Origin of the sequence: Gordonia jinhuaensis (assembly GCF_014639795.1) — a bacterium.
GTDB lineage: Bacteria > Actinomycetota > Actinomycetes > Mycobacteriales > Mycobacteriaceae > Gordonia_B > Gordonia_B jinhuaensis.
Window position 1 is genome coordinate 185,295 of the sequence record NZ_BMGC01000004.1, and the last position, 25,915, is coordinate 211,209.

Below are 25,915 nucleotides of genomic sequence, written 5' to 3' on the forward strand. Positions count from 1 at the left end.
AGCGCGGCGTGGACATGCCGATGCCGGGCCACCCGTCGGCGACCCGGCATCAGCTGATGCGGCCTCAGGAGGCGCGGACGTCCTCGATCTCGCCGGGCCGCAGGGTGTTCATCGCCGGGCGATCCACCAGGTAGACATCGGTGGTCTGCGGGGTGAAGCTGCCGTCCTGCTCGGCGAAGAACTGGGTCAGCCCCACGCCCGAGTCGTCGATACCGCAGCGACGCATCAGCGTCCCCACGATCTGCCTGCTCATCACGCCCAGCTCGATCAGCGGCCGGTTGCGGTGGGTGCGCACGCCGAGGTTGACCTGGCCGATCCCCGACAGTCCGTACCGGTCGTAGGTGTCGACCAAAAGTCCGATCTCCACGCCGTAGCCGGGCGCGAAGGGCACCGCCGAGAGCAGTTCACGGGTGCCCGCGTACTCGCCGCCGAGCGGCTGCAGCACCGAACTCAGCTCGGGCTTCAGCGATGCGAGCAGCGGTCGGGCGACCAGTTCGGTCACGCGACCACCGCCGTTGTGATCGTGGCTGCCGCCGGTGAGCAGCGGACGGCGGTAATACCCCTTGACCAGCTGGATCTCGGGATTGATCAGCAGCGGGCCAAGCAGTTTCGGCACGAACATCGGATCGGGATCGATGAGGTCGGAGTCCACGAAGGCGATGAGGTCGCCGGTGGTCGCCGCGATCGAGCGCCACAGCACCTCGCCTTTGCCGCGCACGGGCTCGAGTTCGGGCACGGCCTGTTCGCGGGAGACGACCTGCGCCCCGGCCGCGCGCGCACGCTCGGCGGTGGCATCGGTCGAACCGGAGTCCAGGACCACCAGCTCGTCGACCAGAGTCCCCAGCAGCGGACGGATCGAGGCGATCACATCGGCGACGGTCTCCTCCTCATTGAGCGCGGGCAGCACCACCGAGACGGTGCGATCGCCCTTGGCGAGGATGAGTTCGTCGATGGTCCACGTGGGGCGTTCCCAGGTGTGGGTCGCCGACCAGATCTGTTCGTCACCGAAATCTGCGGCCGGTGCCGGCCACAGGGTCGACGAGTGTCGCGCAGTGGTACTCGCGGAGTTGACTCCCCGCGACGAGGCGCCGGTGATGGTGCGGTTGGGTTCGCCGGTCATGCGAGTCCCCTCACTGTTCGGGCGGGTGCCATGGTTCCCGCGATGGCGGCAACCATGTCGAGCACCCGTCGGGTGGCGGCAACGTCATGGACGCGGAACACCCGAGCGCCCTGCGACGCTGCGAGTGCGGTGGCGGCCAGGGTTCCCTCCAACCGGGCTTCCAGGCTTACCCCTAGAGTCTCCCCCACGAAATCCTTGTTGCTCAGCGCCATCAGGACCGGCCAGCCCGTTTTAACCAAAACGTTCACCCCACGTAACAGCGCCAGTCCGTGAAAGGTGTTTTTGCCGAAGTCGTGTGTCGGATCGATCACGATCGACGTCCTATCGATACCGGCTGCCGCGGCGTTCTCGGCCGCGGCGACCAGTTCGGCACTCACCTGCTCCACGACGTCGGTGTAGCGCACCCGATGCGGTCGGGTACGGGGTGTCACGCCGCCGGTGTGTGAGCAGACGATGCCCGCGCCGACCTCCGCCGTCACGGACACGAGGTCGGGATCGGCACCGGCCCACGTGTCGTTGACCAGGTCGGCGCCGGCCGCCACCGCCTCACGCGCCACATCCGCACGCCAGGTGTCGACGCTGATGATCAGGTCGGGGTAGCGCTGCCGGACCTGGGCGATGAACCCGACCACACGCCGCTTCTCGTCGTCGACGGTCACCACATCCCCGGGGCCTGCCTTGACCCCGCCGATGTCGACGATGTCGGCACCCTCGTCGACCACCTGCGCGACCCGATCCAGTGCCGCCTGATCGGTGAATGTCGCACCGCGGTCGAAGAAGGAATCGGGGGTGCGGTTGACGATCGCCATCACCAGGGCACGCTCGGTGGTCACCGGTCGGCCGCAGAAGACCGGCGAGGGTTGATCAGCCCCGGGGCGCTCGTGCATTCGCGACGTCTTCGACATACCCCTCATAGAACTCCACGTAACCATCACGACGTCCCGACAGCACGTAGAGCGGGTCGTCGCCGGTCTTGGTGTAGCCCTGTTCGCGCAACTCGACCTTGCGGGTCTTGAAGGTGGAGGTCTGTTCGAGCTCGTCGACCACGCGGATGAACAGCGGAACGGCATACCCCGGAAGTGACTCGTAGAGTTCCTCGGCCAGCGTCGAGGGGTCGAACCCGCCGTCGTCGCGCACGGTCACCGCCGCCATCCCGGCCTTGCCGTCGGTGCCGGGGATCTCCACGCCGAACACCACCGACTGCTGTACCTGGTCGGATGCGTCGAGTGCCGATTCGATCTCGGTGGTCGCCACGTTCTCGCCCTTCCAGCGGAAGGTGTCGCCGAGCCGGTCGACGAAGGCGATGTGGTGGTGGCCCTGGTCGCGCACGAGGTCGCCGGAGTTGAACCAGGCGTCGCCGTCGGCGAAGGCGTCGCGGATGATCTTCCTCTCGCTCGCATCGGCGTCGGTGTACCCGTCGAAGGGCACCTTGTCGGAGATCTCCGAGATCAGCAGCCCCGTCTTACCCCGGCCCACCGGCGTCAGCCGACCCTGCGCGTCGCGCTTGGGCTCGCCGTCCTCGGTGTAGGCGACGACCTTGTACTTGTACGGGGTGAATCCGGCGGTGCGATCGACGCTGAACACATTGATGAATGCGAGATTGAGCTCACTGGCGCCGTAGAACTCGACGATGCGCTTGACGCCGAAGCGGTGGGTGAACTCGTCCCACATGTCCGGGCGCATGCCGTTGCCCACCACCAGGCGCACCGAATGCGTGCGGTCGGTCGGCTTGGGCGGCTGGGCGAGCAGGTAGCGGCACAGCTCGCCGATGTAACAAAAGGCGGTGGCGCGGTTGAGGATCACGTCGTCCCAGAACCGGCTCGCCGAGAACTTCTTGCCGATGGCCAGACAGGCGCCGGAGGCGAGCACCGACGAGAGGGCGACCGTGAGCGCGTTGTTGTGATAGAGCGGCAGCGGCACGTACATGGTGTCGTTGTGGTGCAGTCGCACACCCATGCCACCGATCCCCGACATGCTCATCATCCAGCGGTAATGGCTCATGATGCTGGCCTTGGGCATCCCGGTCGTGCCGGAGGTGAAGATGTAGAACGCCTTGGTTTTGGCCGGCAGCGTCGCGGTCACCGCAGGGTTGTCCTCGGTGCAGCGCGCCGAGGCCGCGTCGAGTTCGTCGAAGGTGTAGACCTTCGACGGAATGGCCTGGGCGCTCACCGTCTCGAGGGCGTCGGCCACCGTGGGATCGGCGATCATCACCTTGGCGTCGAGCACGCCGAGCGAGTGTTCGAGGACCTGATGACGCTGGTTGTAGTTGAGCATCCCCGCGACCGCGCCGATCTTCACCGCAGCGAGCATCGCGAGCACCGCCTCGGGACGGTTGGTCGACAGGATCGCCACCACGTCCCCGACCCCCACGCCCTCGCGCTGCAGCAGGGCCGCGTGGCGGTTGACCGCGCGGTTGACCTCGCCGTAGCTGTAGGACTTGCCCTCGAACCGCAGCGCGGGCCGGTCGGGATGGGCCGCGGCGTGCTTCTGGAAGATCTTGCCGATGGAGTCGGTGGCCGAGGGCCGCCGCAACAACAGACCGGCAGCGTTACCGAGCATCACCGTGGCGTCGGGACGCATGGTGACCACGCCCTTGGCCAGATCGAGCAGGCTCACCGTCGCCGCTGCGTCTTTTCCGTCGTTTCGCCCCACCTACAGTCCCCCACGTTCAGCGTCGTTGCTTGTCCTGGACAGTTCGCCGGGTTGACCGGCGCCCGGGACGGCCAGGCCGCCCGCGACGTCGGGCGTATCCCGAGTGTGGCCCAGATTACCCTTTCTCGGCTCGATCGACTGCACTACCTACCGACGAGTAAGTTTCCAGCGCCGCCAGCGACTCGGTGCGCACGAAACCGCTGGGGACCAGCGATCGGAGCCAGTCGCTCAGCGGCGTGAAGAATCCGTCGGGGTCGAGCAGCATCACCGGCTTGTCGTGCATGCCGAGGTAGCGCCCCGTCCACGTCTCGAACAGCTCCTCGAGGGTGCCGATGCCACCGGGCAGCGCGATGAAGGCGTCGGCGCGCTCGTCCATGATCTTCTTGCGTTCACGCATGGTGTCGGTGACCACCAGCTCGTCGGCGTCGACGTCGGCCATCTCGCGGTGTACGAGGGCCTTGGGGATCACGCCGATGGTGTGCCCGCCCGCGGCGCGGGTTGCGCGGGCCACCGCCCCCATCGACGACACATTGCCCCCGCCGGAGACGAGGGTGTGTCCGCGGGAGCCGATCTCGGTGCCGAGTTCGGTGGCGAGCTCGAGGTGATGCCGGGGCACCGGACCCGAGGCGCAGTACACGCAGATGGCGGTCACAGCGCCACGGGTCCGTGTGCGGTGATGATCTCGACCATCTCCTCCACCGAGTCGGTGACGCTGATGAGGTCGAGGTCACTCGGCGCGATCTTGCCGGTGCCCACCAACCGGTCGCGCATCCAGTCCAGCAGTCCCGACCAGTAGTCGACACCCATCAGCACGATCGGGAACCGGGTGATCTTGCGGGTCTGCACCAGCGTCAGGCATTCGAAGAGTTCATCGAGTGATCCGAATCCGCCTGGTAGACAAACGAAGGCCTGCGAGTACTTGACGAACATCGTCTTGCGGACGAAGAAGTAGCGGAAGTTGATCCCGAGGGTCACCCACTCGTTGAGGGTCTGCTCGAACGGCAGCTCGATACCCAGCCCGATCGACACCCCGCCGGCCTCGCAGGCGCCTCGGTTGGCGGCCTCCATCAGTCCGGGTCCGCCGCCGGTGATGACGGCGCGACCGATACCCGCGAGCGCCGCGCCGACGCGGACACCGAGGTCGTATTCGGCGCTGTCGACGTCGGTGCGGGCCGATCCGAACACGGTGACCGCATGTGAGACATCGGTCAGTGCGTCGAATCCGGCGACGAACTCCGACTGGATGCGCAGCACCCGCCACGGGTCGCGGGCGCGCCGGTTGGCCTTGCGTTCGGCGTCGCTGAGATCGGTCGCGTCGAGGAACCGACGGTCGGTGGTCAGCTCGGCGGAGGCGTCTGCGTCACCGCGCAGTCGGGTCGCTCCGACGTAGCGGACCGACTCGCTCCCAGATCCGTTCTGCCCGGATCCGGTCTGCCCAGACCCGCGCGACCCCGCAGGGCTCTGGCCACCGGACTCGGCGGCCGGATCGATCGGGTCGGGCCCGTCGGGCCCAGGTGGTGTGGAGGACATGATCGAAACGCTAGCAATCCCCCGGCACCGACGACCCGCACGCGTCCACGAGCCGCCTCACACCTCCACCGACAGGTAACGACGCAACAGATCGGCGACCTCGCGGATCTGGGCCGACTCGACGCGCTCGTCGCGTTTGTGCGCCAGGTTCGGGTCGCCGGGGCCGAGGTTGACCGCGGGCACACCGCGTGCGGCGAACCTCGACACATCGGTCCAGCCGTATTTCGCGCGGAAACGCCCGTCGGCGGCGGCGACCAGTTCTGCCGCGGCCGGGTGCGCCAGGCCGGGTAATGCGCCGGGTGCGGCATCGGTGCGCGTGAAGGTCACCTCGCCGGCGTCGATGAACGGTGCGAACAGCTCACGCACATGCGCGGTCGCCGCGTCGACATCACGGTCGGGGGCGAACCGGAAGTTGACGTCGACGAAGGCCTCGTCGGGGACCACATTGCCGGCCACCCCACCGTCGATGCGCACCGCCGACAGACCCTCGCGGTATTCGCAACCATCGATCACCACGCGCCGCGGCGAATAGTCGGCCAGCACCGACAGCGGTCCGGCGAGCTTGTGGATCGCGTTGTCGCCCAGCCATGATCGGGCCGAGTGTGCCCGGACCCCCGACGCGGTCAACCGGACCCGCAAAGTGCCCTGACAGCCCGCCTCGATGATCCCTCCGGTCGGCTCGCCGAGGATCGCGACATCGGCGGTGAGCCAGTCGGGCATCTCCTCGGCGAGGATGCCCAGACCGTTGTAGCGCGCCTCGATCTCCTCACAGTCGTAGAAGATGAGGGTCAGGTCGTGCGCGAGGTCGGTGTCGGAGATGTCGGGGTAGGTCATCGTCGCGGCCAGATGCAGGAACACCGCGTCACCGGACTTCATGTCGACGGTGCCGCAGCCGTGGATGATCTCGTCGTCGCCGGCGCCCTCACGCCGACACGGCACATTGTCGGCGATCGGCACGGTGTCGAGATGGCCGGCGAGGATGACTCGCGAGTCGCGTCCGAGCTGGGTCCTCGCCAGAACGCGATTACCGGTGCGCACGATCTCGAATCCGTCGGTCTGGTTGCGCAGCGCCGTCTCCACCGCGTCGGCGATGGCGGTCTCGTCACGCGAGACGCTGGCGATGTCGACGAGCGCGGCGGTGAGGTCGGCGGGATCGGATCGCAGATCGAGGTCGGTCACCCCCTGAGGGTATTACCGCCGCGACTACTACCGCCGAGACCATTACCGCCGCGCGTCTCGGCCGCCGGGGATCTCGTAGACCGCACCATCGAATCCGGCGCGGTAGAGCCGCCCGGCGGCGAAACCGGAGTCTCCACGTCCGTAGGTCACCACACTCGACAGCGGCAGCCCGGTCGCCAGCGCGCAGAACTGCCCGGGGCCGTCGACGCGCAGGATCTCCCCACTGACGTCGGTCGGCACGATCGGACGGTCATGGGAGTCGAGGGTCAGTCCGTCGGCGGCGGCGAGCACCCCGACACCGCGGAACGACACGATCTTCTGTTGCACGAGCGGATTCGCGGTGGAGATCCGGCTGACACCGGGATCGGCGAAGGTCCGTGAGACGTAGAGCCAGTCGTCGTCGGAGGTGAGGGCGGCACCGTTGGCGCTGGGGATCGACGCCCACGACGGATTGACCGCGCCGGTCGGCGAGATCTTACCCACCAGCGACCCGAAGTCGTTGGTGGCGTAGACATCTCCGGATCGGGCCACCGCCAGCCCATCGGCGGCCGACAGACCCGACACCCACGGTGTGAGGCGACCGGTCGCCGGGTCGAAGCGGGCGATTCCGGCTGCGCGCACGGTGTCGCCGACGAACACGCGCGGGTCGGCGCCGTAGCCGACCAGCAACTGACCGTCCTTGGCCCAGGCCAACGCACCACCGCCCCCGGAGGGCACCGTGGCCACCGCGATCGCCGGTGCTCCGGGGCGATCGAACCGGAAGAGCCGGCCCGACACCAGATCGGTGACGTAGAGCCGACCGGACGGATCGGCGACAGCTCCTTCGAGGATCGCGCCCGGCACCCGCCCGACGAGAACCGGGGCCTGTCCGGCACCGGCGCACACTCGCGCCGTGGCCGATCCCGGCGCAGCCGAGGCACTGGGGGCCAGGGTGATAGCCGCCGAGCCCAGGACCACACAGACCAAGGGTGCGAACAGGCGACGACAGCGACCGGTGACATGACGGCGGCTTATGACACGACGGGGCCCAGTGACACGACTGCGACTCGAGGGCACATGCCGTGACGGGTGATACTGTGAGCGCAGGGTGATCATGGCTGCTCGACTTTTCCGTGTCCGGCTACCGCCGGGAATGATGCACGCACCGAGTGGTCTTCAGTCCGCCACGCTTGTGGTCCCGCCACGCTTCTGGTCCCGCAGCGCCCGAGTCTAACGACCTCACCAAACCGATCGGCCCGAATGCGTGAATGTCCGAATGCGCACCACCACACGGGCTCGACGTCCTAGCGTGGCCCCATGACCGCACTTCCCCGTCTCGACGGCTCGTCGATCGTGGTGTCCGACATGGCCGCGTCACTGGCGTTCTACCGCGCCTGCGGTCTGGCGATCCCCGACGACGTCGACGATCACCCGCATGTCGACGTGCCCGTCGCCGACGGTTTCCGGCTGATGTTCGACACCATCGACACGGTCCGCAGTTTCGACCCTGGCTGGTCGGCGCCGGCGGGCGGTCACCGGTTCACCCTCGCCTTCGCCTGCGACACACCCGCCGACGTCGATGCCGCCCACGCCCGGCTGATCGCGCTGGGATACCGCAGCCATCACGAACCGTTCGACGCGTTCTGGGGTCAGCACTATGCGGCCGTACTCGATCCCGACGGTGCCCCCGTCGACTTCTACGCACCGCTCCTGCCGACCCCGGGCGGCCGGTAAACTTCGACGGCGTGACTGACGTAGCGACCTCGGGCGCATCCGCCATCGGACTGGCCACCATCACCACCAAGGGACAGGTACTCGACACCTGGTATCCCGCACCGGAATTGGTGGTCCGCAATGACAACGCCGGGACTACCGTCCTGGAAGGGGACGACATTCCCGCCGAACTGCGCGAGTCGGTCGGCACCGACGCCGACCGCGACGTGAACGTCGTAGTCGTGCGCACCGTGATCGGCGACCTGTCGAGCCCGCCGATCGACACCCACGACGTGTACCTGCGTCTGCATCTGCTCTCGCATCGGTTGATCAAGCCACATGACCTCAACCTCGACGGCGTGTTCGGCCTGCTCGCCAACGTCGCCTGGACCAACTTCGGCCCGTGTCAGATCGAGGGATTCGAGACGGTGCGCGCCCGGCTGCGCCGTCGCGGCACGGTCACCGTCTACGGCGTGGACAAGTTCCCGCGGATGGTCGACTACGTGGTCCCCTCGGGTGTGCGCATCGGTGACGCCGACCGGGTGCGCCTGGGCGCGCACCTCGCCGACGGGACCACCGTCATGCACGAGGGATTCGTGAACTTCAACGCCGGCACACTCGGCCAGTCGATGATCGAGGGCCGCGTGTCCGCAGGCGTCGTCGTCGGCGACGGTTCGGATGTCGGCGGCGGCGCGTCGATCATGGGCACGCTCTCGGGCGGCGGCAAGGAGACGATCTCGCTGGGCAAGCGATGCCTGCTGGGCGCCAACTCCGGATGCGGCATCTCACTCGGCGACGACTGCATCATCGAGGCGGGCCTCTACATCACGGCGGGCACCAAGGTGAAGATGCCCGACGGCTCGACGGTCAAGGCGCTCGATCTCTCGGGCACCTCGAGCATGCTGTTCCGGCGCAACTCGACCAACGGAGCGGTGGAAGTGGTGCAGCGCAAGACGGTCGGCGTCGAACTCAACGACCAGTTGCACGCCAACTGACCTTCGGGCCCAACTGACCTTCGGGCACTGCCCCGGGCCCGCCCGCGCGACGCCGGTTGCGGGTCCGGGGATCAGGCCAGGCGTGCGGCCGCGGCCGCGATCCGCTCGTCGGTGGCGGTGAGCGCGAACCGCACGTGTTCCACCCCGAGCGGTCCGTAGAAGTCGCCCGGCGCCACCAGGATTCCCTTGTCCGACAACCAGTCCACGGTCGCGCGGCAGTTCTCGCCGCGGGTGGCCCACAGGTAGAGGCCCGCCTCGGAGTGGTCGATCGTGAACCCGGCGTGGGTCAGTGCGGTGCGCAGCACCACTCGCCGGGCCCGGTAACGCTCGCGTTGGGCCTCGACATGGGTGTCGTCGTCGAGTGCGGCGACCATCGCTCCCTGAACCGGGTACGGCACGATGAGCCCCGCATGTTTGCGGACCTCGAGCAGTTCACCGATCAGCGCCGGATCACCGGCCAGGAATCCCGCACGGTAGGACGCAAGATTGGACACCTTCGACAGTGAGTGCACGGCGATCAGGCCGGTCAGATCTCCGTCGTTGACCCGAGGGTCGAGGATCGAATACGCCTCGCCCTCCCACGTCAGACCGAGGTAGCACTCGTCGGAGATCACGATGACCCCGCGCTCGCGGGCCCATCCCACCACCTTGCGCAGGTGGTCGATGCCCAGTACGCGGCCGGTGGGGTTGCCGGGTGAGTTGAGGAACATGATGCCCGGCGTCTGCGGGCCCAGCGCGACCAGCGAATCGGCGCGGATCACCTTCGCGCCGCCGAGCAGCGCGCTGACCTCGTAGGTGGGATAAGCCACCTCGGGGATCACCACCAGATCGCCGGAACCGAACCCCAGGAACGAGGTGATCGACGCAATCGCCTCCTTGGTGCCGATCACCGGCAGCACGGAGTCGAGCCCCAGCTCGACCGTGCCGTATCGCCTGCTCAGGGCCGCCGACGCCGCACGCCTCAGCTCGGGGGTCCCGATGGTCGCCGGGTAACCGGGGAACTCCGACGAGGCGTCGAGAGCGGCCCGGATGACGCCGTCGACGGGATCGACAGGAGTACCTACCGACAGGTCGACGATGCCACCCGGATGCGCTGCGGCGCGGGTCTTCGCCTGCGCCAGCGAATCCCACGGGAAGTCGGGCAGCCGCGACCCGAGAGGTGTTCGAGACGAGTTCACTCGCCCTCGTTCATCGGGGGCAGCCCCTTGATGAACGCGGGGTCCGAATCGGTCTTGCCCACCTTGCTCGCACCGCCGGGCGACCCGAGGTCGTCGAAGAAGTCGGCGTTGGCGTTGACGTAGGGTTCCCATTCGTCGGGGACGTCGTCTTCGTAGAAGATCGCCTCCACGGGGCACACCGGCTCGCAGGCGCCGCAGTCCACGCATTCGTCGGGCTGGATGTAGAGCATGCGTCCGCCCTCATAGATGCAATCGACCGGGCACTCCTCCACACACGCCTTGTCCAGGACGTCGACACACGGCTCGGCGATGATGTACGTCAACACACTCTCCTTAACTGATCACGCGTGGGCTGCACGCGCTCACCAGCAGGCGTCCACCGGTGGATGCCTGCTTCGCTCGATTCCAGTATCCGGCTCCGCAAACTCCAGTCAAAGCGGGGGTGCGATTATCACGCGGTCGCTGCGCGCCCGGCATCGCGTCTTGCGATCAGCATGGGCGCAACCGTGGCCACCTCACGCACCGAGGCGCATCCTCGAAACGTGCGCACATTCGGGATGTCGAAGCTCTCGTGTCGCAGGTGTGTTCTGTCCGCCTGCCGATGACAACCACCTCTGGAGGCAACCGACCGCCTCGGGAGAGACCCCCGTCGCGAGGACCCGGCATCACATACCGCCGCGTTCCTCGACCACCACGAAGGAACTTCGTATGACCAACGTTGTGCCCACCGCACGCACTTCTCGCACCTATTCCACCCGCAACTCCTCCACCATCAACTCGTCGGGCCGCTTCTCGTCGGCCCGTGCCGCCCGTTCGCCGATCCGACCCGGCGCGGGTGAGGACCTGCTCGCGCGGTCGACACCCACCCGGCTGCGGCCCGCCGACCTGCTGCGGCTGACCGATCAGGGCGCCGCCGAGGTGATCGACGGACGCCACGACCACCTGCTGCCCGAGACCTGGGATCCGATCGACCGGTGGTCGACTCGCCTGTACAGCGACGACGAGTTCGACGTCTGGCTGATCAGCTGGACACCGGATCGACGCACCGAGCTGCACGACCACGCCGGATCGATCGGCTCGCTGACCGTCCTGTCGGGATCTCTGATCGAATACCGCTGGACGGGAAGCGCACTGCGGTCGCGCGAACTCCACGAGGGCGACCAGGCCTCCTTCCCGCTCGGCTGGGTCCACGACGTGATGGCCTCCCCGGTGACTCCGGCCGCGCCGGCGCCCACGCTCAGCGTGCACGCCTACTCCCCGCCGCTGACGGCGATGTCCTACTACGAGCTGAACGGACCCCACACACTCCGACGCACCCGCACCGAACTCACCGATCAACCCGAGTGAGCGCGCCATACTCGGGAGAGCGCAAGGAAAGCGAGGGAGCAGATGAGCACCCACACATCCGTGGACACACCGCACTCGGCGATCGACCAACGGCTACGCGAGGCCAGGGTGGGGCTCGACCGTGTGGCGCCGGCCGATCTCGACCGCGAACTCGCCGAGGGCGCTGTCCTCGTGGACATCCGCCCGCAGGCCCAGCGTGACGGCGAAGGGCCCGCACCCGACGGCACCCTCGTCATCGACCGCAACGTGCTCGAGTGGCGGCTCGACCCCACCAGCGACGCCCGCATCGACCTCGCCGACGATCACGACATCCGGTGGATCATCCTGTGTTCACAGGGGTACGCCTCGAGCCTGGCCGCTGCCGAACTACAGGGCATCGGGCTGCACCGGGCCACCGATCTGATCGGCGGATATCAGGCGCTCGCCGAGCACTGGCGAACACGCTGACCGCATTCCGTCGCCTGTGCCTGTTTCTCGACCCGTGCCTGCTTCGTCGTAGGGGTCACTTCTTTCTGGGGACCGCCGTCGACCACGGCGCCCACGCCACGAGGAGGGGCTGGAACAGCAAGCGCACGAAGCGTTTCCGGTCGGTGTCGAGAGTGAATGCGCTTCGCCTGTTGACGTACTGCGCGATGTTGCCGGGGAAGACGGCCACAAAGAACAGCGCCAGCAGGCGCCCCACCGTCACCCGGTCGCGCCGCAACAGTGCCAGACCGGCTCCGAGCGCAATCTCGACGCCACCCGATGCCATCACCACGCCGTCCTCGTCGATCGGGAGCGACTCGGTCAGCGAGGTGGGCACCTGGGCGCGAAAATCGTTGCGCGCCCAGAACAGATGACTCAGCCCGGCGAAGACCATCGCCGCGGCCAGCGCCAGGCGCGCGATGGTGCGGGGCGCAGTGGTCGGTGGGATACAACTCTTCTCATCGCTGCTTGTCTCATCGCTGCCGTCGGTCCTCGCCGCCGGATCCATGTTCGACATACCCCGGGTGCCAGTGGTCGCGATCTCGGTCATCAGTCCGCCTCATCGTGTACTCGTCATGCCATCGTGTGTTCGCCTGTGCCGCGAGGTCGTCATCTCCTCGGCAGCTCCCCTCCTTGATACGCCCCGCACGGTGAAACGGTCGGGCTTCCGCCGCCGCGCCGGGCCGAAGGTAACCTGCAGACGACAGCCATCGACGGTCGCGACCGGCGTGACCAGACGACAGGAGTGCTGACGTGCCAACAGATTCGGGCGCATCGAACCCTTCGGACACCCCGGACACCGGTGCTCGGCCCGGCTCCGACACGATCGATTTCGGACTGCACACATTCGGTGACATCACTCGCGACGCCGACGGACATCCGCTCCCGGCGGCGCAGGTGCTGCGCAACGTGGTGGCCGAGGCGCAAGCCGCCGACGCGGCGGGTGTCGGGTTCTTCGGCGTCGAGGAACATCACCGCGCCGACTTCGCGATCTCGGCCCCGGAGGTGGTACTCGGGGCGATCGCCTCGGTCACCGACAACATCCGGCTCGGCTCGGCGGTCACGGTGCTCTCCAGTGACGACCCGGTGCGCGTCTACGAACGCTTTTCGACGCTGGACGGGCTGTCGGGTGGTCGCGCCGAGATCATCGTCGGCCGCGGGTCGTTCATCGAATCCTTCCCGCTCTTCGGCTACGAACTGGAGAACTACGAGATCCTCTTCGACGAGAAGCTCGAGCTGTTCGAACGCCTGCTGCACAACGAGCCGGTCAGCTGGAGCGGGACGCAGCGCGCACCGCTGACCGACCAGCGGGTGTATCCCGCACCGGAGTCGGGGCGACGGATCCGCACCTGGGTGGGTGTGGGCGGCAGCCCCGAGTCGGTGGTGCGCGCCGCCCGGTTCGATCTGCCGATGATGCTGGCGATCATCGGGGGTTCACCGGCGCGCTTCGCCCCGCTGGCCGATCTCTACCGGCGGGCATACGCCCAGTTCGGCACGCCGTTGCAGCCCTTGGCCGTCCACTCCCCCGGATTCGTCGCCGACACCGACGAGGAGGCCAAGAACATCTTCTACCCGTTCTGGCAGGCGCAGATGACCCAGCTCGGCCGGGAGCGCGGCTGGGGGCCGGTCACCCGGGCGGAGTTCGAGCATGCGGTGGGGCCCGACGGCGCACTGTTCGTCGGCTCGCCGCAGACCGTCGCGGCCAAGATCACCTCCGTGGTGCAGCTCCTCGACCTCGACCGATTCGACCTCAAGTACTCGATGGGCAATCTCGGCCACGAACATCTGCTCCACTGCGTGCAGCTCTTCGGCACCGAGGTGATCCCGCTGGTGCGACAGTCCTTGTCGGTGACGTCGGAGTAGGGGTCGCGGGCCGTGTGACGGGGAGATGCGCATGTCCCCGTCAGGACAGCGAGGCGGCCCATTCGGCAACCCGACGGTTGCTCTCGGCTTCGGAGATGTCCTCGACGCGTGTCATCACCGACCACCGCACACCGAACGGGTCGCGGATACTGGCGAAACGGTCCCCGGAGACGAAAGTCGTTGCCGGCTCGCGGACGGTGGCTCCGGCCGCCTCGGCACGGGCCAGCACGGAGTCGACGTCGGCGCAGTAAAAGCCCACGGAGTAACAGATCTCGTCGCCGGTCGTCGGGGGCGCGACGAGTCCGTACTGCGGGTTGGGTTCGCCCAGCTGCAACTGGCCGTTACCGAAGTCGAGCACCGCGTGGGCGATGACACCGCCCATCTCGGTCACGTCGACAACCCGCGCGCCGAACACGTCGGCGTAGAAGCGAATCGCCTGTCGTGCCTGGTCGATGACCAGAAACGGTGTCAGACTGGTACTCCCGTGCGGAACACCGGCGGTGGTGTATCGACCGTCGGCCGCCGTCTCAGACGCCGGCTCATCGGGCGTCATGGACTCAAGGACATCGGGCGTCATAGACGCGGGGTCGGGGTCATGCTGTGGAGAAGACATGGATTCGACGCTAGAACGCCGAGTCCGTCGTCGGCTTGTAGATTCGCGACATGACGTCAGGGCCATCGGATCGCGACCCCGCCAGCCGCGGGCCGCTCTATCCGGCTCGGCTGCCCTCGTTGCATCGGCTCAGCGCCCCGGAGGAGGTGTCGTGGGCGGTGCGGTGGTTCTGGATCCCGGAGTGGGATATCGAAGCCGGATGTGTGTCGCGCCAGCACATCCTTCCCTACCCCGGATGCAATCTGGTGGTCGAATCCGGTTCGGTGAGCACCAACCCCACCGACAGGACCGCAGCGCAGGTGACCGAACTCGTCGGTATCTCCGGTCCCGCAACGAAACCCGGCTATCGGGACCTGCGTGGACGGGGATGGGCCGTGGGTGCTCTGCTGCGACCGGCGGCCGTCACCCATCTCGTGGGTGATCTCGCCGCGATCACCGATGGCTATACGGACTTCGACGCACCGAGGCTACGACGCGCGGTGGTGACGGCCATGCACATCGGTGTCGACGAGCCGGGAGGCGTCGATGGCGACACCCGGCGCATGCGAGCGGTGCGCGTCTTCTCCGACTGGCTTGCCGGCACGCTCCCGGTACCGCAGCCCGAGGACCTGGTGGCCAACGCCTATCTCGACCTCGTCGAGAGCGACCGTTCGCTGATGCGCGTGGACGATGTCGCAGACCGGCTGGGTGTCTCCGTGCGCACACTGCAACGACTGAGCCGCAACAGAATCGGGATCAGCCCTGCGGCTCTCATCCGTAGACGACGGCTACAGGAGGCCGCCGAACAGCTGCGCACCGACACGTCGACGTCGATCGCCGATGTGGCTGCCGCACTCGGGTACACCGACCACGCCCATCTGGCGGCGGAGTTCCGCTCGGTACTGGGTCTGGGACCCTCTGAATATCGCCGCACCCAATAGGACTCGTACGCACTGCCCGGTGTCTCAGCTGTCCGGTGTCTCCGACTCCAGCCGCTCGATCAGTTCGGCGTCGGCGCGACGCAGTGCACGACGTTCACCGATGTAGGTCGCCGGCGCCCCGACGAACGGCACCATTCCCAGCCACCGCCACGGAAGTGACGGCGACGGCCGTTCGGCGAGTTCGTCGACGATCGCGTCGTAGGTCTTCTTCAGCGACCACAGTCCGCCGACCAGCGCTCTGGGTGAACGCGATCGGCACGCCGATCCTTCTGCCGCATCCACCTTCTCGTCGGAGCGCTCCCCCTCCTCCGCGGGTCCGAGCAGCCGGCGTGAGTCGACGCTGCGATGACACAGCACCTCGGCCAGTCGGTCGGTCTGCTCGTAGCGATCGGTGACGCTGTAGACCCGCAGCGCCGCCGTGAGCAACAGCAGCTGGTTGACGAATCCGGCGAGGTCGGCCACGGGAAGTCGACGCGCCGCCGCGCCGAACACTCCCGGATAGGCCACCAGAATCGAGGTGAGCGCCCCGACTCGGGTGTTCCACCATCGCACCCGACGGCGGCGGTCCCATCCCTGCCACCGCGAGGTTCCCGGCGCACCGGTCAGATCCACTGCGGCGGTGGCGGCGTCGGCGACCAGTGCCACGCCGCGACGGGGCAACGACAACACCCGCGGAACCCGCCAGTCCGCGATGGTCTGTGCCAGGCTGGCGTCCTTGAGGCCGGCGGGATCGGACTCCATCGCGTCGATGATCGCGTCGGCCACGCCGGTCGCCCCGTAGAGGGTGCGCGCGAGGTCGGTGTCGGTCAGTCGGTGAGCGCTCATGCCGCGCGAGTCCACGGCGACCCGGAGGGGCGCACGTCGGCAGCGAGTCCGGTGAGCGGATCGGCCAGTGCGGCAACATGTCCGGCGATCGCCGGATCGATCCACCGCTGCGCGTCGAGCACATAGGGCGGCTGCGCGGTGATGCGTTCGGTGAGCACATGCCCGGCGCTCGCGGTGATCTCGGCGAGCGTGTCGAGATTGGGCCACGGCCGTTCGGGGTTCACGTGATCGGGTGTCAGCGGCGACACGCCGCCCCAGTCGTCGATTCCGGAGGCGATCAGCGCCAGACACTCGTCTGCCGACACCAGATTCGGTGGCGCCTGGATGCGCATGTCGGGCCCGAGCACGATCCGGGTCGTTGCCACTGCGGCGAGGAATTCGGTCATGTGCGCATCCGGCGTGCCGCGCATCGCGGTGTCGGGTTTGGCGCGGAAGTTCTGCACGATCACTTCCTGGATGTGCCCGAACTCTGCGGCGATCTCGGCCATCGCACGAATCGATTCGGCGCGTTCACGCAGCGTCTCGCCGATACCGACGAGGATGCCGGTGGTGAACGGCACACCCACCTCCCCGGCATCCCGCAGAACCTGCAGGCGCACCGCCGGCTCCTTGTCGGGGCTTCCGTAATGCGGTTGCCCCTTCTCGGCGAACAGACGGTGGGCGGTGGTCTCGAGCATCATCCCCATCGACGGCCCGACGGGTTTGAGTGTGCGCATCTCCTCGGCACTCATCACCCCCGGGTTGAGGTGAGGCAACAGTCCGGTCTGTTCGAGGACGGCGACCGCGGCGGCCCGGACGTAATCCAGCGTCGAGGAATAGCCCCGTTCGGCCAGCCACTGTGCCGCCTGCGGCCAACGCGCCTCCGGACGGTCACCCAGGGTGAACAGCGCTTCCTTGCAACCGAGTTCGCCACCGCGCGCGGCGAGGTCGACCACCTCGTCGATCTCCATGAACATCGATTGCCCGGCGCGCGCGAGTTTTCCGGGCACCGTGACGAAGGTGCAGTAATGGCAGCGGTCGCGGCAGAGTCGGGTCAGCGGTACGAAGACCTTGCGCGAGTAGGTGATCTGTCCGCGCCGCCGCACCCTCGCGAGTCCCTCGTCGCGCAGATCCGCGGCGAGCTGCTGCACCGCGCGCAGTGCCTCACCCGATGCCGACAGCAGTGCGGTGACATCGTCGACGTCGAGTGCCGTTCCGGCACGGGCCTTCTCCAGTGATGCGTCGATCGCCGCCGGCGCACCGGCGCTACCGCTGTCACGCTCACCGATGGTCATCTGCCACTCTCCTCGCCTGTTGTCTGCTCGTCGTCTCGCGCGGTCATGAACGGCGCGGCATCGAAGTGTCCGTTGCGACGGCGGAACGACTCGGCGGTCCCCGGCCACAGCAACGTCAGCCGGCCCGATCGCGGATCCACATACCAGCTCTCACAACCGGTGAGCCACACCGTCGATGCCGACCGCTCGTCGATCTCGGCGGTGTAGTCCGCCTCGGCCTGCGCGGTGACCTCGAGTGTGCCGCAACCGCTCTGCGCCAGGTGGTCGAGTGCACCGAGCACATAGTCGAGCTGGGTCTCGATCATGTAGATCGCCGAGTTGTGCCCGAGCGCGGCGTTGGGACCGTCGAGGACGAACATGTTCGGGAAGCCGTGCACCACCGTGGAGGCATAGGAGACCATCCCCTGCGACCAGTGTTGCGCCAGCAGTTCACCGTCGCGCCCCCTGATCCGCGTGGCGGCCGGCGGTGCGGTGGCCTCGAAGCCCGTCGCCATCACCAGGGTGTCGACCTCGTAGGCGTGACCGCTTGCCGCCGTCGCCTTGTGTTCACTGACGCTCACCAGCGCACTCGGTTCGAAGATCACATTGTCCCGCATCAGCGCCGGATAGTAGTCGTCACTGAGAAGTATTCGCTTACAACCGATCTCGTAGTCGGGCGAGAGTGCGGCCCGCAGGTCGGGATCGGGGATCTGGGCGTGCAGGTGGTCGCTGGCCCGCGCACGGATCTCGTCGATGTCCGGATGCCGGCGCAGCCGCTGCCCGAAGGCCTTGTCGGCGTCGTGCAACAGCTGTTCGCGCAGCGAGTCGGCGTGGGCGGGGACGCGGAGGTCTGCGCGTTCGGCGTCGGTGTAAGCACGGTCGCCGCGCGGCACCACATACGGGGGCGTCCGCGAGAACACCACCAACTCGGCGGCACGCTCGGCCAGCCCCGGGATGATCTGCACGGCAGAAGCCCCCGATCCGACCACACCCACCCGCGCGCCGTCGATCAGCAGGTCGTCTCGCCACGTGGCGGTGTGGACCACCTCGCCGTGGAAGTCGGCGAGTCCCTCCACCGCGGGCATCCTCGGCTCCGACAGCCGCCCCACCGCGAGTACCAGAGTCGAGGCGCACAACGGCCCGCCGGATGTGCTCAACTGCCAGTGGCCGCCGTCTGGGGTCGCCTCCCAGCGCGCGCAGAGCAGCTCACATCCGAGCTCGAGATGTTCGGCCAGCCCCTCCTCGTCCACCGTGCGCTGCAGATAGTCGCGGATGTCGGCGCCGGCCGGGAACAGCCGCGACCAGTCGCCCGGCGGACGGAAGGAGAACGAGTACAGATGGGCCGGGATGTCGCAGGCGATACCCGGATAGGTGTTGTCGCGCCAGGTGCCGCCCACCGCGTCGGCACGTTCGAGTACCACGAACGATTCGCGCCCGCGGCGCGCGAGCAGCGTGGCCAGACCGAGTCCGGCGAACCCGGCACCGACGATCGCGACATCGACGTGGTCGGCGCCGGTCGCCTGCTGAGCGCTCACGAGCCGGTCCGCACCGGCGATCGGTGATCGTCCACGGGTTCGTATCGGGTGGTGCGCTGGGCGGGTGCACGCCCCAGATCCGCTGCGATCGCGGCGATGTCGGCGACGGTGAGCACGTATCCGGCCTCCACCCCGGCCGCGGGCATGAGGTCTCCGTCGAGCAGCAGCCCGCCGATGTCGTCGGCGCCACCGGCCAGTACGGCACGTGCCGTGGCCGGGTCGATCTTGGTCCAGGCCACCTGCAGATGATCGAATGAGCCGGCGGTGAGCAGCCGGGCCACCGCGTGCACCGCACGCGTCTCGCGCACACCGGGCCGCCGCTTGGCCAGCGGCGCCACCGCCGGCGGTGTGTTGGTCTCGACCATCGGCATCAGAATGAGTTCGGTGAAACCACCTGTGCGCGACTGGATGTCGACCAGCGTCCGCAGATGCGCCACCACCTGGGCCGGTGTCTCCAGATGTCCGTAGACCATTGTGGCCGTCGAGGTGAGGCCCACCCGGTGGGCGGTCTCGATCGTCTCGATCCACTCCGCCGATGTCAGCGCTGCCCGACCGCCCGCGAGCACGTCGCGCAGGTCGTCGTCGAGAATCTGTGCGGCGGTGCCCGGCACCGAGGCCAGACCAGCCGCACGGGCGGCGGTGAGGAACTGCTCGACCGTGCGGCCCTGACGTGCAGCGGCGTCGCGGATCTCGGCCGGGCGGTAGGCGTGGATGTGGATTCTGGGAGCAGCCGCCGCGATCGCCTCGATGATCCTCAGGTGGCCATCCGCCGGCGCATCGTCGGGCAGTGGCCCCTGCACGCAGATCTCGGTGGCGCCCAGCGCATCCGCCTCGGCGACGAGTTCGTCGATTCCGGGGCGGACCCCGGCGTCGAGCCGGGCCGCGAGCACCGGGGTGTCGAGGTTGCGGTTGACCACATAGGTCAACGTCTCACCCGTGACCTGCGCGCGGGCGCGGTCGGCCAGGTGGGCCAGTTCGTCGAGTTCGTCGCCCTGCGACCCGAGCAGCGCCACCCAGTCGTCGTCGGCCAGCGCCGAGCTGCCCTGCACGCGCAGCCGGTCGAGGGCTTCGCGCACGGTGGTCACCGGTGCCGTGACGTCGGCAGCCCACGAACGCGAGATCATGTCTCGACTGTAATCAATGCGTGTCCACCGGCTCGTCCGCACCACCGTGACCAGCGCGAACCACATACCCTCCGCGACCGTCACCGCCGGTGACGGCGTGAGACCGCCGTCACCGAACTCACCGATCACCGAACTCAGCGCGGTTCCGGCAGACGCCCCGACCAGATCATGCCGACGGGCACCATCACCCCCAACACCACCCACAGCAGCACTCGCCAGTCGCCGACCACCAGCACATCGCCGCCCGGCCCCGGTGCCAGCGCCACGATCGCCGCGATCACCCATCCCGCCACCGGCAGCAGCCGCAGTCGGGTGTCCGGGGTGAACAGTGCCGCGAGGTAGACCAGCACACCGTTGACCAGGCCGCCGATCACCGCGCTGAGGGGCACCGGCGTCGACCCGACGTAGACGTCGAGGAAGACCACCGACAGCAGACCGACGATGAAACCGTCCACGAGCAGCATCGTCAGCCAGATCGCCTCACCCGGTCCGCGGGCGGGGCCAGGGGTGCGACCAGCGCCACGACGACGCGACGAGCCCTCGACGCCCATCGGCTCACCTCCTGTGCTCACCGGCGGTTCCTGTGCGGCTGTGCTCGTCAGAGATCCAACCCGGCGAACAGATCATCCTCGCGCACACCGGCGACCGGTTCGGGACGAACGAGGATGAAGTGCTCGCGGTCGAAGATCGGCTGCACGATGTTGTTGGACAGCACATAGCTGGTGGGCCGGCGGTCGTCGTCGGTGGCGGCGACGGTCACCTGGGTGGCATGCGCCCGCAGCGCGGCGACCTTGCGGTCGTAGACTTCACTGATGTCGATCTCGGTGGTCACCTGCGCGTCGGGATAGGACGGCAGCTCACCGTCCGCGGGCATCCGCCACTGCGGGTGCAGTTCGTCGACCGAGGCGAGCCCCTTGGCCAGCGCGGTCGCCTCGGTCACCGCGTAGTAGTGCTTGTCGACGCGCCACCGGTCCTCCGGCGTGGTGGCGGCGACGTCGATCGCCCGTGCGCAGATGTCGTGAACGCGTCGGTGGTCGGGGTGTCCGTAACTGCCCGCGGGGTCGTAGCCGACGACCACCTGCGGCCGGAATTCACCGATGATCTCCGCGAGCGCCTCGACCGGCTCGGCGAGCGGTGCGTTGACGAATGCGCGGGGGTTGCGCGCCGACGGCGATCCCGCCATCCCCGAATCGCGCCAGCGTCCGGCGCCGCCGAGGAATCGTGGGGTGAGCACGTCGCCGTGGGCATCTGGCCCCAGCGCGGCGAGTGCGCGGGTCAGCTCCAGGATGCGATACCCGCCGAGTTGATCGGCACCGCCGTCGGCGACGAGCTGCGCCCAGGTGTCGCCGATGACCTCACCCTCCTCACCGAGTGTGCAGGTGACCACCATCACCTGGGCGCACTGGGCGAGATAGTGGGCGATGGTCCCGCCCGTCATCAACGATTCGTCGTCGGGGTGTGCGTGGACCAGCAGCAGTCGACGTCCGGTCATCGGTCACTCATCCTCATTTGTCGGCTTTCACGTTCCACGTCGCGGCGGTGCCGAAGATGCCGGTCTGCACCGGCCCGGTCCGGGGCACACCCACCACGGTCGACCCGGCGAGGGTGAACAGGGAGTCCTGGTAGACGGGCAGGTACACGTAGCGTGCGGCGAAGTCGGATTCGGCTGCGCGCAACGACGGTATCGGGTCGGGGGTGGCGATGGCCTGCGCGGCGATCCGCGACAGCACCGGATCGCACAGTCCCGACACGTTGCCGGCGAACGAGTCCTGAGCTCCCGGCGGTGGTGCGGTGGGCGACGTGGTGGTGGCGGTGGGGACCGTCGACGCGGCAGCCCCCTCGGCGGCCGGAGTCGTCGGTGCTGCTGTCGTGGGTGCGGCGGTGGTCGGTGCCGGTGTCGTGGGGGGGACGCCCGAGGGATTCGGCTGGCAGGCGGTGCGCGAGGCGAACCGGGTGGCCGGATCGATGGCGGTACTCGACCAGCCAACGATCAGATCCACACCGGAGGTCGACAGTGCGGTGCCGTAGAGCGCCGACCCGGCGACACTCTGTACCGAACTCTCGATGCCCAGCGAACGCAGCTGGTCGACGAGACTGGCTGCGGCCGAGGCGGCCCGCTGGTCGCCGGCCACCACACCCACCTGGATCTGCAGGGGGGTGCCGTCGTGTTCGATACGCGCGACGCCTTCGGGCAACGAAGCCGAATCACTGTCGGGCACGGCACTTGTCGACGACGCCACCGACTCGGTCGGCGACGAGGCCGCCGGTGACTGCGGACTGTCCCCGGGACTCGCCGGGGCCGAGGCGACCGCCGAATTCTCCGGCGAGGCGGTGGCGGCGCCGGCACCGCGCGGTGAGCCTGATGCCGCCGCGGGCGCGTAACCCGCAGAACGCAACAGTTCGAGTGCCTGCGCCGGCGACAGCGCCGGACGGTTCACCGGCGTGTATCCCCGATCGGTGGGGGCGAACAACGTATTGCCGAAGGGTGTGACCACCGCATCCCCGGCGCTGGCCGCGGTGAGCAGCCGGGTGTCGACCAGACCCAGGATCGCGTGCCGGATCGACACGTCGCTCATCTCGGGTGTGCGGGTGTTCACCGTCACCCCGAGCACTCGCGAATCCGGCTGACGGCCGGTCACCACGCCCGGGATCGCGCCGAGCTGAGTCGCCAGCGCGGGTCCGGCGGTGATCGACACGGCGCCGGTGTCGTCGGCACGCACCGATTCGGCGAGCTGACCGGTGTCGCCGATGCGGCGCAGGTACACCTTGTCGACCACGCTCGGGGTGGTCCAGTACCGGTCGTTGCGGATCAGGCGCACCTCATCGCGGGAGCGGTCGATCGTGTTGATGGAGAACGGCCCCGCCGACGGCGGCAGTCCGGTGTCCATGCCGGTCTGGAAGCCGCCAGGGGTCCCGCGCAGCACGTGGGAGGGCAGGAGCCCGGAGAACAGCTGACGCCACGCCGGGTAATTGCCGCCGAAGGTGACCACGGCCTCCTTGCCACCCGAGCGAGAGGCCACGTCGGTGATCTGCTGATAGCCCGCCGGGTCGATCACGTCGGGCTGGCTGATCATCTGGCGCCACAGGTAACTGAAGTCGTCGGCGCTGACGGGCAGGCCGTCGGACCACTGGGCGTTCTGATTGAGCCGGTAGGTCACCGTGAACGGTTGGGTGGAGGTGACCTCCGCCGACGACAGCAGCGACGTGTCGGGCATCCACTCGGTGCCACCCGGGGTGGCCACCGGGCGGAACGGGCTCGGAAGCGTCATCGCGGCAACGGCATTGGTGACCGGTCCCTGATCGGCGATCAGATGCGGGTTGAGTCCACTGCCGATCGTGTCGATGGCCACCACGATCTGTGAGCCGCCCGCCGACCCGTCATCGGGTGCGGCGGCGACCTCTGTCTGCTGACGAGGCGGGGGCGGATCGGCGGCACACGAGGACACTCCCAGTGCGACGACGACGGCAGCCGCACACCCCGCGGTCAGCCGATACCCGAACCGACGAGCAGTACTGATCGTGTACTCCTACCCGACGCTCTGGTTGCGCGCCTTTGCCCGTGCCCTCTCCCGTCCGCGGGTGGAGGCGTCGAGGTCAACCTTACGAACTCGCACCACCTCGGGGGTCACCTCGACACACTCATCTCCGGCGCAGAACTCCATCGCGCCTTCGAGGTCGAGCTGCATCGGCTTGGCCAGCGTCTCCATCACGTCGGCGGAGGACTGCCGCATGTTGGTGAGCTTCTTCTCGCGGGTGACGTTGATGTCGAGGTCCTCGGCGCGCGGGTTGATGCCCACGACCATGCCCTCATACGTGTCGGCGCCGGGCTCGACGAAGAACGTGCCGCGATCGGCGAGCTGGATCATCGCGTAGGGGGTGACGGTTCCGGCGCGGTCGGACACCAGCGAACCGGTGTGGCGGGCGCGGATCTCACCGGCCCACGGGCCATAACCCTCGAAGACCGCGTTGGCGATGCCGGTACCGCGCGTCTCGGTGAGGAAGTCGGTCCGGAATCCGATGAGACCTCGCGAGGGGACCACGAACTCCATACGGACCCAACCGGTTCCGTGGTTGGTCATCTGCTCCATACGGCCCTTGCGGGCGGCGAGCAGCTGGGTGATCGCGCCGAGGTACTCCTCGGGGGCGTCGACGGTCAGGTTCTCGAAGGGCTCATGAACCTTGCCGTCGACCTTCTTGGTGACCACCTGCGGCTTGCCGACGGTGAGCTCGAATCCCTCACGGCGCATCTGCTCGACGAGGATCGCCAGCGCGAGCTCACCACGACCCTGCACCTCCCAGGCGTCGGGACGACCGATGTCGAGGACGCGCAGCGACACGTTGCCGATCAGCTCCGAGTCCAGCCGGTCCTTGACCATGCGCGCGGTCAGCTTGTGCCCGGACACCCGACCCGCCAGCGGCGAGGTGTTGGTGCCGACGACCACCGAGATGGCGGGTTCGTCGACGGTGATGCGCGGGAGCGCCTTGGGGTTCTCCGGATCGGCCAGGGTGTCGCCGATCATGATGGTCGGCATACCCGCGACGGCCACGATGTCGCCGGCGACAGCGGTCTCGGCGGGCTGGCGGTCGACACCCACGGTGGCGAGCAGTTCGGTGATCTTGGCGCGCTCGGTGACCGGCTCGCCGTCGACCTCACGCATCCACGCGACGGTCTGCCCCTTGCTCAGCGTGCCGTTGTGGATACGGACCAGGGCCAGCCGGCCGAGGAAGGCCGACGCGTCCAGGTTGGTGACATGCGCCTGCAGCGGAGCGTCGACGTCACCCTTGGGTGCGGGCACGTACTCGAGCAGCGCATCGAAGAACGGGTCGAGGTTCTCTCCCTCGGGGACCTCACCGTTGGGCGGTTCCACCGTGGAGGCGATGCCCGCACGACCCGACGCGTAGAGCACCGGCAGGTCGAGCACCTGTTCGGCGGCCTCGGCGGCCTCGTCGTCGAGATCCGACGCCAGGTCCAGCAGCAGGTCGTGGGTCTCGGAGACCACCTCGGAGATGCGGGCATCGGGACGGTCGGTCTTGTTGACCACCAGGATCACCGGCAGTGAGGCGCTCAACGCCTTGCGCAGCACGAAGCGGGTCTGGGGCAGCGGGCCCTCGGAGGCGTCCACCAGCAGCACCACGCCGTCGACCATCGACAGGCCGCGCTCCACCTCGCCGCCGAAGTCGGCGTGGCCGGGAGTGTCGATGACGTTGATGATGACCTCGGTGCCGTCGGGCTGGCGACGGTGCACCGCGGTGTTCTTGGCGAGAATGGTGATGCCCTTCTCGCGCTCGAGGTCACCGGAGTCCATGACTCGATCGACGGGTTCCTCACGCTCACCGAACACACCCGATTGACGCAGCATCGCATCGACCAGAGTCGTCTTGCCGTGGTCGACGTGCGCGACAATCGCGACATTGCGGAAGTTGGGGGCAGCGCTCACTGAGGTCTCTTTCACGTGGTGTGTGGCGGGCGAGGGCGCCGCGCCGTCGAGTCGTACTACCCTCCAGCGTATCGGTTAGGCCGCAGATCACCGATTCCCGGTGACCCAGACGCCTCTCACCGGCACAATTGCGCGCCGACACCCACCGCTATCCCGCACTGGTCGGCCCGCTCTGCCTCATGGCCC

The 25,915-nt window shown here is 68.2% G+C and carries 25 protein-coding genes; 6 read left to right on the forward strand and 19 right to left on the reverse strand.

The genetic code is table 11. The features are described from left to right. Positions 1-64: 64 nt before the first annotated feature. From IEW22_RS04760 to IEW22_RS04790, 7 genes are all read right to left on the reverse strand, one after another. Positions 65-1,120 carry a glucosyl-3-phosphoglycerate synthase gene (locus IEW22_RS04760; RefSeq protein WP_188585442.1) on the reverse strand — a complete coding sequence of 352 codons (1,056 nt, stop codon included), beginning with the start codon at positions 1,118-1,120 and terminating at the stop codon, positions 65-67. Further along, a complete protein-coding gene (folP, locus tag IEW22_RS04765) occupies positions 1,117-2,007 on the reverse strand; it encodes a dihydropteroate synthase (RefSeq protein ID WP_188585443.1) in 891 nt (296 codons plus the stop codon). The genes IEW22_RS04760 and folP overlap by 4 nt, the downstream gene beginning before the upstream one ends. After that, positions 1,985-3,700 (reverse strand): long-chain-acyl-CoA synthetase, encoded by a 1,716-nt coding sequence (locus IEW22_RS04770; protein ID WP_229742194.1) that lies wholly within the window; start codon positions 3,698-3,700, stop codon positions 1,985-1,987. Before IEW22_RS04770 ends, folP begins: the two co-directional genes overlap by 23 nt. A 187-nt stretch (positions 3,701-3,887) precedes the next feature. Next, positions 3,888-4,424 (reverse strand): LOG family protein, encoded by a 537-nt coding sequence (locus tag IEW22_RS04775; RefSeq protein WP_188585445.1) that lies wholly within the window; start codon positions 4,422-4,424, stop codon positions 3,888-3,890. Further along, positions 4,421-5,302, reverse strand: coding sequence for an LOG family protein (locus IEW22_RS04780; protein ID WP_188585446.1), 882 nt, complete (start codon positions 5,300-5,302; stop codon positions 4,421-4,423). Before IEW22_RS04780 ends, IEW22_RS04775 begins: the two co-directional genes overlap by 4 nt. 57 nt (positions 5,303-5,359) lie before the next feature. Continuing rightward, positions 5,360-6,481 carry a succinyl-diaminopimelate desuccinylase gene (dapE, locus tag IEW22_RS04785; protein ID WP_188585447.1) on the reverse strand — a complete coding sequence of 374 codons (1,122 nt, stop codon included), beginning with the start codon at positions 6,479-6,481 and terminating at the stop codon, positions 5,360-5,362. Between the two features lie 42 nt (positions 6,482-6,523). Next, positions 6,524-7,438: an SMP-30/gluconolactonase/LRE family protein gene (locus tag IEW22_RS04790; protein ID WP_229742179.1), complete on the reverse strand. Its 915-nt coding sequence runs from the start codon at positions 7,436-7,438 to the stop codon at positions 6,524-6,526. A 339-nt stretch (positions 7,439-7,777) separates the two neighbouring features. Between IEW22_RS04790 and IEW22_RS04795 the strand changes: the two genes are divergently transcribed. Both IEW22_RS04795 and dapD read left to right on the forward strand, forming a co-directional pair. Further along, positions 7,778-8,194 (forward strand): VOC family protein, encoded by a 417-nt coding sequence (locus IEW22_RS04795; protein WP_188585448.1) that lies wholly within the window; start codon positions 7,778-7,780, stop codon positions 8,192-8,194. A gap of 11 nt (positions 8,195-8,205) precedes the next feature. Next, complete coding sequence (dapD, locus tag IEW22_RS04800) at positions 8,206-9,168, forward strand: 2,3,4,5-tetrahydropyridine-2,6-dicarboxylate N-succinyltransferase (protein ID WP_188585449.1); 963 nt, start codon at positions 8,206-8,208, stop codon at positions 9,166-9,168. Positions 9,169-9,239: 71 nt separating this feature from the next. On the opposite strand, the gene dapC is transcribed toward dapD, so the two are convergent. Then, on the reverse strand, positions 9,240-10,346 hold the full coding sequence (gene dapC, locus IEW22_RS04805) for a succinyldiaminopimelate transaminase (RefSeq protein ID WP_229742180.1): 1,107 nt from the start codon (positions 10,344-10,346) through the stop codon (positions 9,240-9,242). Next, the gene (gene fdxA, locus IEW22_RS19995) at positions 10,343-10,672 is read right to left on the reverse strand and encodes a ferredoxin (protein ID WP_229742181.1); all 330 of its coding nucleotides are present in this window, start codon (positions 10,670-10,672) and stop codon (positions 10,343-10,345) included. Before fdxA ends, dapC begins: the two co-directional genes overlap by 4 nt. 382 nt (positions 10,673-11,054) lie before the next feature. On the opposite strand from fdxA, the gene IEW22_RS04810 reads away from it, so the two are divergent. Both IEW22_RS04810 and IEW22_RS04815 read left to right on the forward strand, forming a co-directional pair. Continuing rightward, the gene (locus IEW22_RS04810) at positions 11,055-11,693 is read left to right on the forward strand and encodes a cysteine dioxygenase (protein WP_188585451.1); all 639 of its coding nucleotides are present in this window, start codon (positions 11,055-11,057) and stop codon (positions 11,691-11,693) included. Positions 11,694-11,735: 42 nt separating this feature from the next. Continuing rightward, positions 11,736-12,140 carry a rhodanese-like domain-containing protein gene (locus tag IEW22_RS04815; RefSeq protein ID WP_188585452.1) on the forward strand — a complete coding sequence of 135 codons (405 nt, stop codon included), beginning with the start codon at positions 11,736-11,738 and terminating at the stop codon, positions 12,138-12,140. A gap of 55 nt (positions 12,141-12,195) precedes the next feature. Here IEW22_RS04815 and IEW22_RS04820 read toward each other — a convergent pair whose 3' ends face one another. Continuing rightward, positions 12,196-12,666: a DoxX family protein gene (locus tag IEW22_RS04820; RefSeq protein WP_188585501.1), complete on the reverse strand. Its 471-nt coding sequence runs from the start codon at positions 12,664-12,666 to the stop codon at positions 12,196-12,198. 245 nt (positions 12,667-12,911) lie between these two features. Here IEW22_RS04820 and IEW22_RS04825 point away from each other — a divergent pair, with 245 nt between their 5' ends. Further along, positions 12,912-14,021, forward strand: a complete 1,110-nt coding sequence (locus IEW22_RS04825) for an LLM class flavin-dependent oxidoreductase (RefSeq protein WP_188585453.1) — start codon at positions 12,912-12,914, stop codon at positions 14,019-14,021. Positions 14,022-14,061: 40 nt separating this feature from the next. Here the strand turns inward: IEW22_RS04825 and IEW22_RS04830 are convergent, their stop codons facing one another. Further along, positions 14,062-14,574: a VOC family protein gene (locus tag IEW22_RS04830; RefSeq protein ID WP_188585502.1), complete on the reverse strand. Its 513-nt coding sequence runs from the start codon at positions 14,572-14,574 to the stop codon at positions 14,062-14,064. A 110-nt stretch (positions 14,575-14,684) separates the two neighbouring features. Here IEW22_RS04830 and IEW22_RS04835 point away from each other — a divergent pair, with 110 nt between their 5' ends. Further along, positions 14,685-15,554, forward strand: coding sequence for a helix-turn-helix domain-containing protein (locus IEW22_RS04835; protein ID WP_188585454.1), 870 nt, complete (start codon positions 14,685-14,687; stop codon positions 15,552-15,554). Between the two features lie 24 nt (positions 15,555-15,578). Here the strand turns inward: IEW22_RS04835 and IEW22_RS04840 are convergent, their stop codons facing one another. The 8 genes from IEW22_RS04840 to typA all read right to left on the reverse strand — a co-directional run bounded on the left by IEW22_RS04840 (position 15,579) and on the right by typA (position 25,729). Continuing rightward, positions 15,579-16,379, reverse strand: coding sequence for a hypothetical protein (locus IEW22_RS04840; RefSeq protein ID WP_188585455.1), 801 nt, complete (start codon positions 16,377-16,379; stop codon positions 15,579-15,581). Beyond that, positions 16,376-17,653 (reverse strand): 7,8-didemethyl-8-hydroxy-5-deazariboflavin synthase CofG, encoded by a 1,278-nt coding sequence (gene cofG / locus IEW22_RS04845; protein ID WP_188585456.1) that lies wholly within the window; start codon positions 17,651-17,653, stop codon positions 16,376-16,378. The genes IEW22_RS04840 and cofG overlap by 4 nt, the downstream gene beginning before the upstream one ends. Then, on the reverse strand, positions 17,650-19,167 hold the full coding sequence (locus IEW22_RS04850) for a flavin-containing monooxygenase (protein WP_188585457.1): 1,518 nt from the start codon (positions 19,165-19,167) through the stop codon (positions 17,650-17,652). The genes cofG and IEW22_RS04850 overlap by 4 nt, the downstream gene beginning before the upstream one ends. Then, the gene (locus IEW22_RS04855) at positions 19,164-20,291 is read right to left on the reverse strand and encodes an FO synthase (protein WP_188585458.1); all 1,128 of its coding nucleotides are present in this window, start codon (positions 20,289-20,291) and stop codon (positions 19,164-19,166) included. The genes IEW22_RS04850 and IEW22_RS04855 overlap by 4 nt, the downstream gene beginning before the upstream one ends. 134 nt (positions 20,292-20,425) lie before the next feature. Beyond that, positions 20,426-20,863: a facilitated glucose transporter gene (locus IEW22_RS04860; RefSeq protein ID WP_229742182.1), complete on the reverse strand. Its 438-nt coding sequence runs from the start codon at positions 20,861-20,863 to the stop codon at positions 20,426-20,428. Between the two features lie 26 nt (positions 20,864-20,889). Continuing rightward, positions 20,890-21,783, reverse strand: a complete 894-nt coding sequence (mshB, locus tag IEW22_RS04865; RefSeq protein ID WP_188585459.1) for an N-acetyl-1-D-myo-inositol-2-amino-2-deoxy-alpha-D-glucopyranoside deacetylase — start codon at positions 21,781-21,783, stop codon at positions 20,890-20,892. Between the two features lie 13 nt (positions 21,784-21,796). Further along, the gene (locus tag IEW22_RS04870) at positions 21,797-23,737 is read right to left on the reverse strand and encodes an ABC transporter family substrate-binding protein (protein ID WP_229742183.1); all 1,941 of its coding nucleotides are present in this window, start codon (positions 23,735-23,737) and stop codon (positions 21,797-21,799) included. Positions 23,738-23,818: 81 nt separating this feature from the next. Continuing rightward, positions 23,819-25,729: a translational GTPase TypA gene (gene typA / locus IEW22_RS04875; RefSeq protein ID WP_188585460.1), complete on the reverse strand. Its 1,911-nt coding sequence runs from the start codon at positions 25,727-25,729 to the stop codon at positions 23,819-23,821. Positions 25,730-25,915 lie beyond the last annotated feature (186 nt).

Bases quoted from the DNA above. Each gene is read 5' to 3' on its own strand.
- IEW22_RS04760 (WP_188585442.1), bottom strand. From the start codon at position 1,120: ATGACCGGCGAACCCAACCGCACCATCACCGGCGCCTCGTCGCGGGGA.
- folP (WP_188585443.1), bottom strand. From the start codon at position 2,007: ATGCACGAGCGCCCCGGGGCTGATCAACCCTCGCCGGTCTTCTGCGGC.
- IEW22_RS04770 (WP_229742194.1), bottom strand. From the start codon at position 3,700: ATGCGTCCCGACGCCACGGTGATGCTCGGTAACGCTGCCGGTCTGTTG.
- IEW22_RS04780 (WP_188585446.1), bottom strand. From the start codon at position 5,302: ATGTCCTCCACACCACCTGGGCCCGACGGGCCCGACCCGATCGATCCG.
- IEW22_RS04795 (WP_188585448.1), top strand. From the start codon at position 7,778: ATGACCGCACTTCCCCGTCTCGACGGCTCGTCGATCGTGGTGTCCGAC.
- IEW22_RS04810 (WP_188585451.1), top strand. From the start codon at position 11,055: ATGACCAACGTTGTGCCCACCGCACGCACTTCTCGCACCTATTCCACC.
- IEW22_RS04815 (WP_188585452.1), top strand. From the start codon at position 11,736: ATGAGCACCCACACATCCGTGGACACACCGCACTCGGCGATCGACCAA.
- IEW22_RS04820 (WP_188585501.1), bottom strand. From the start codon at position 12,666: ATGGATCCGGCGGCGAGGACCGACGGCAGCGATGAGACAAGCAGCGAT.
- IEW22_RS04830 (WP_188585502.1), bottom strand. From the start codon at position 14,574: ATGACGCCCGATGAGCCGGCGTCTGAGACGGCGGCCGACGGTCGATAC.
- IEW22_RS04835 (WP_188585454.1), top strand. From the start codon at position 14,685: ATGACGTCAGGGCCATCGGATCGCGACCCCGCCAGCCGCGGGCCGCTC.
- IEW22_RS04840 (WP_188585455.1), bottom strand. From the start codon at position 16,379: ATGAGCGCTCACCGACTGACCGACACCGACCTCGCGCGCACCCTCTAC.
- cofG (WP_188585456.1), bottom strand. From the start codon at position 17,653: ATGACCATCGGTGAGCGTGACAGCGGTAGCGCCGGTGCGCCGGCGGCG.
- IEW22_RS04855 (WP_188585458.1), bottom strand. From the start codon at position 20,291: ATGATCTCGCGTTCGTGGGCTGCCGACGTCACGGCACCGGTGACCACC.
- mshB (WP_188585459.1), bottom strand. From the start codon at position 21,783: ATGACCGGACGTCGACTGCTGCTGGTCCACGCACACCCCGACGACGAA.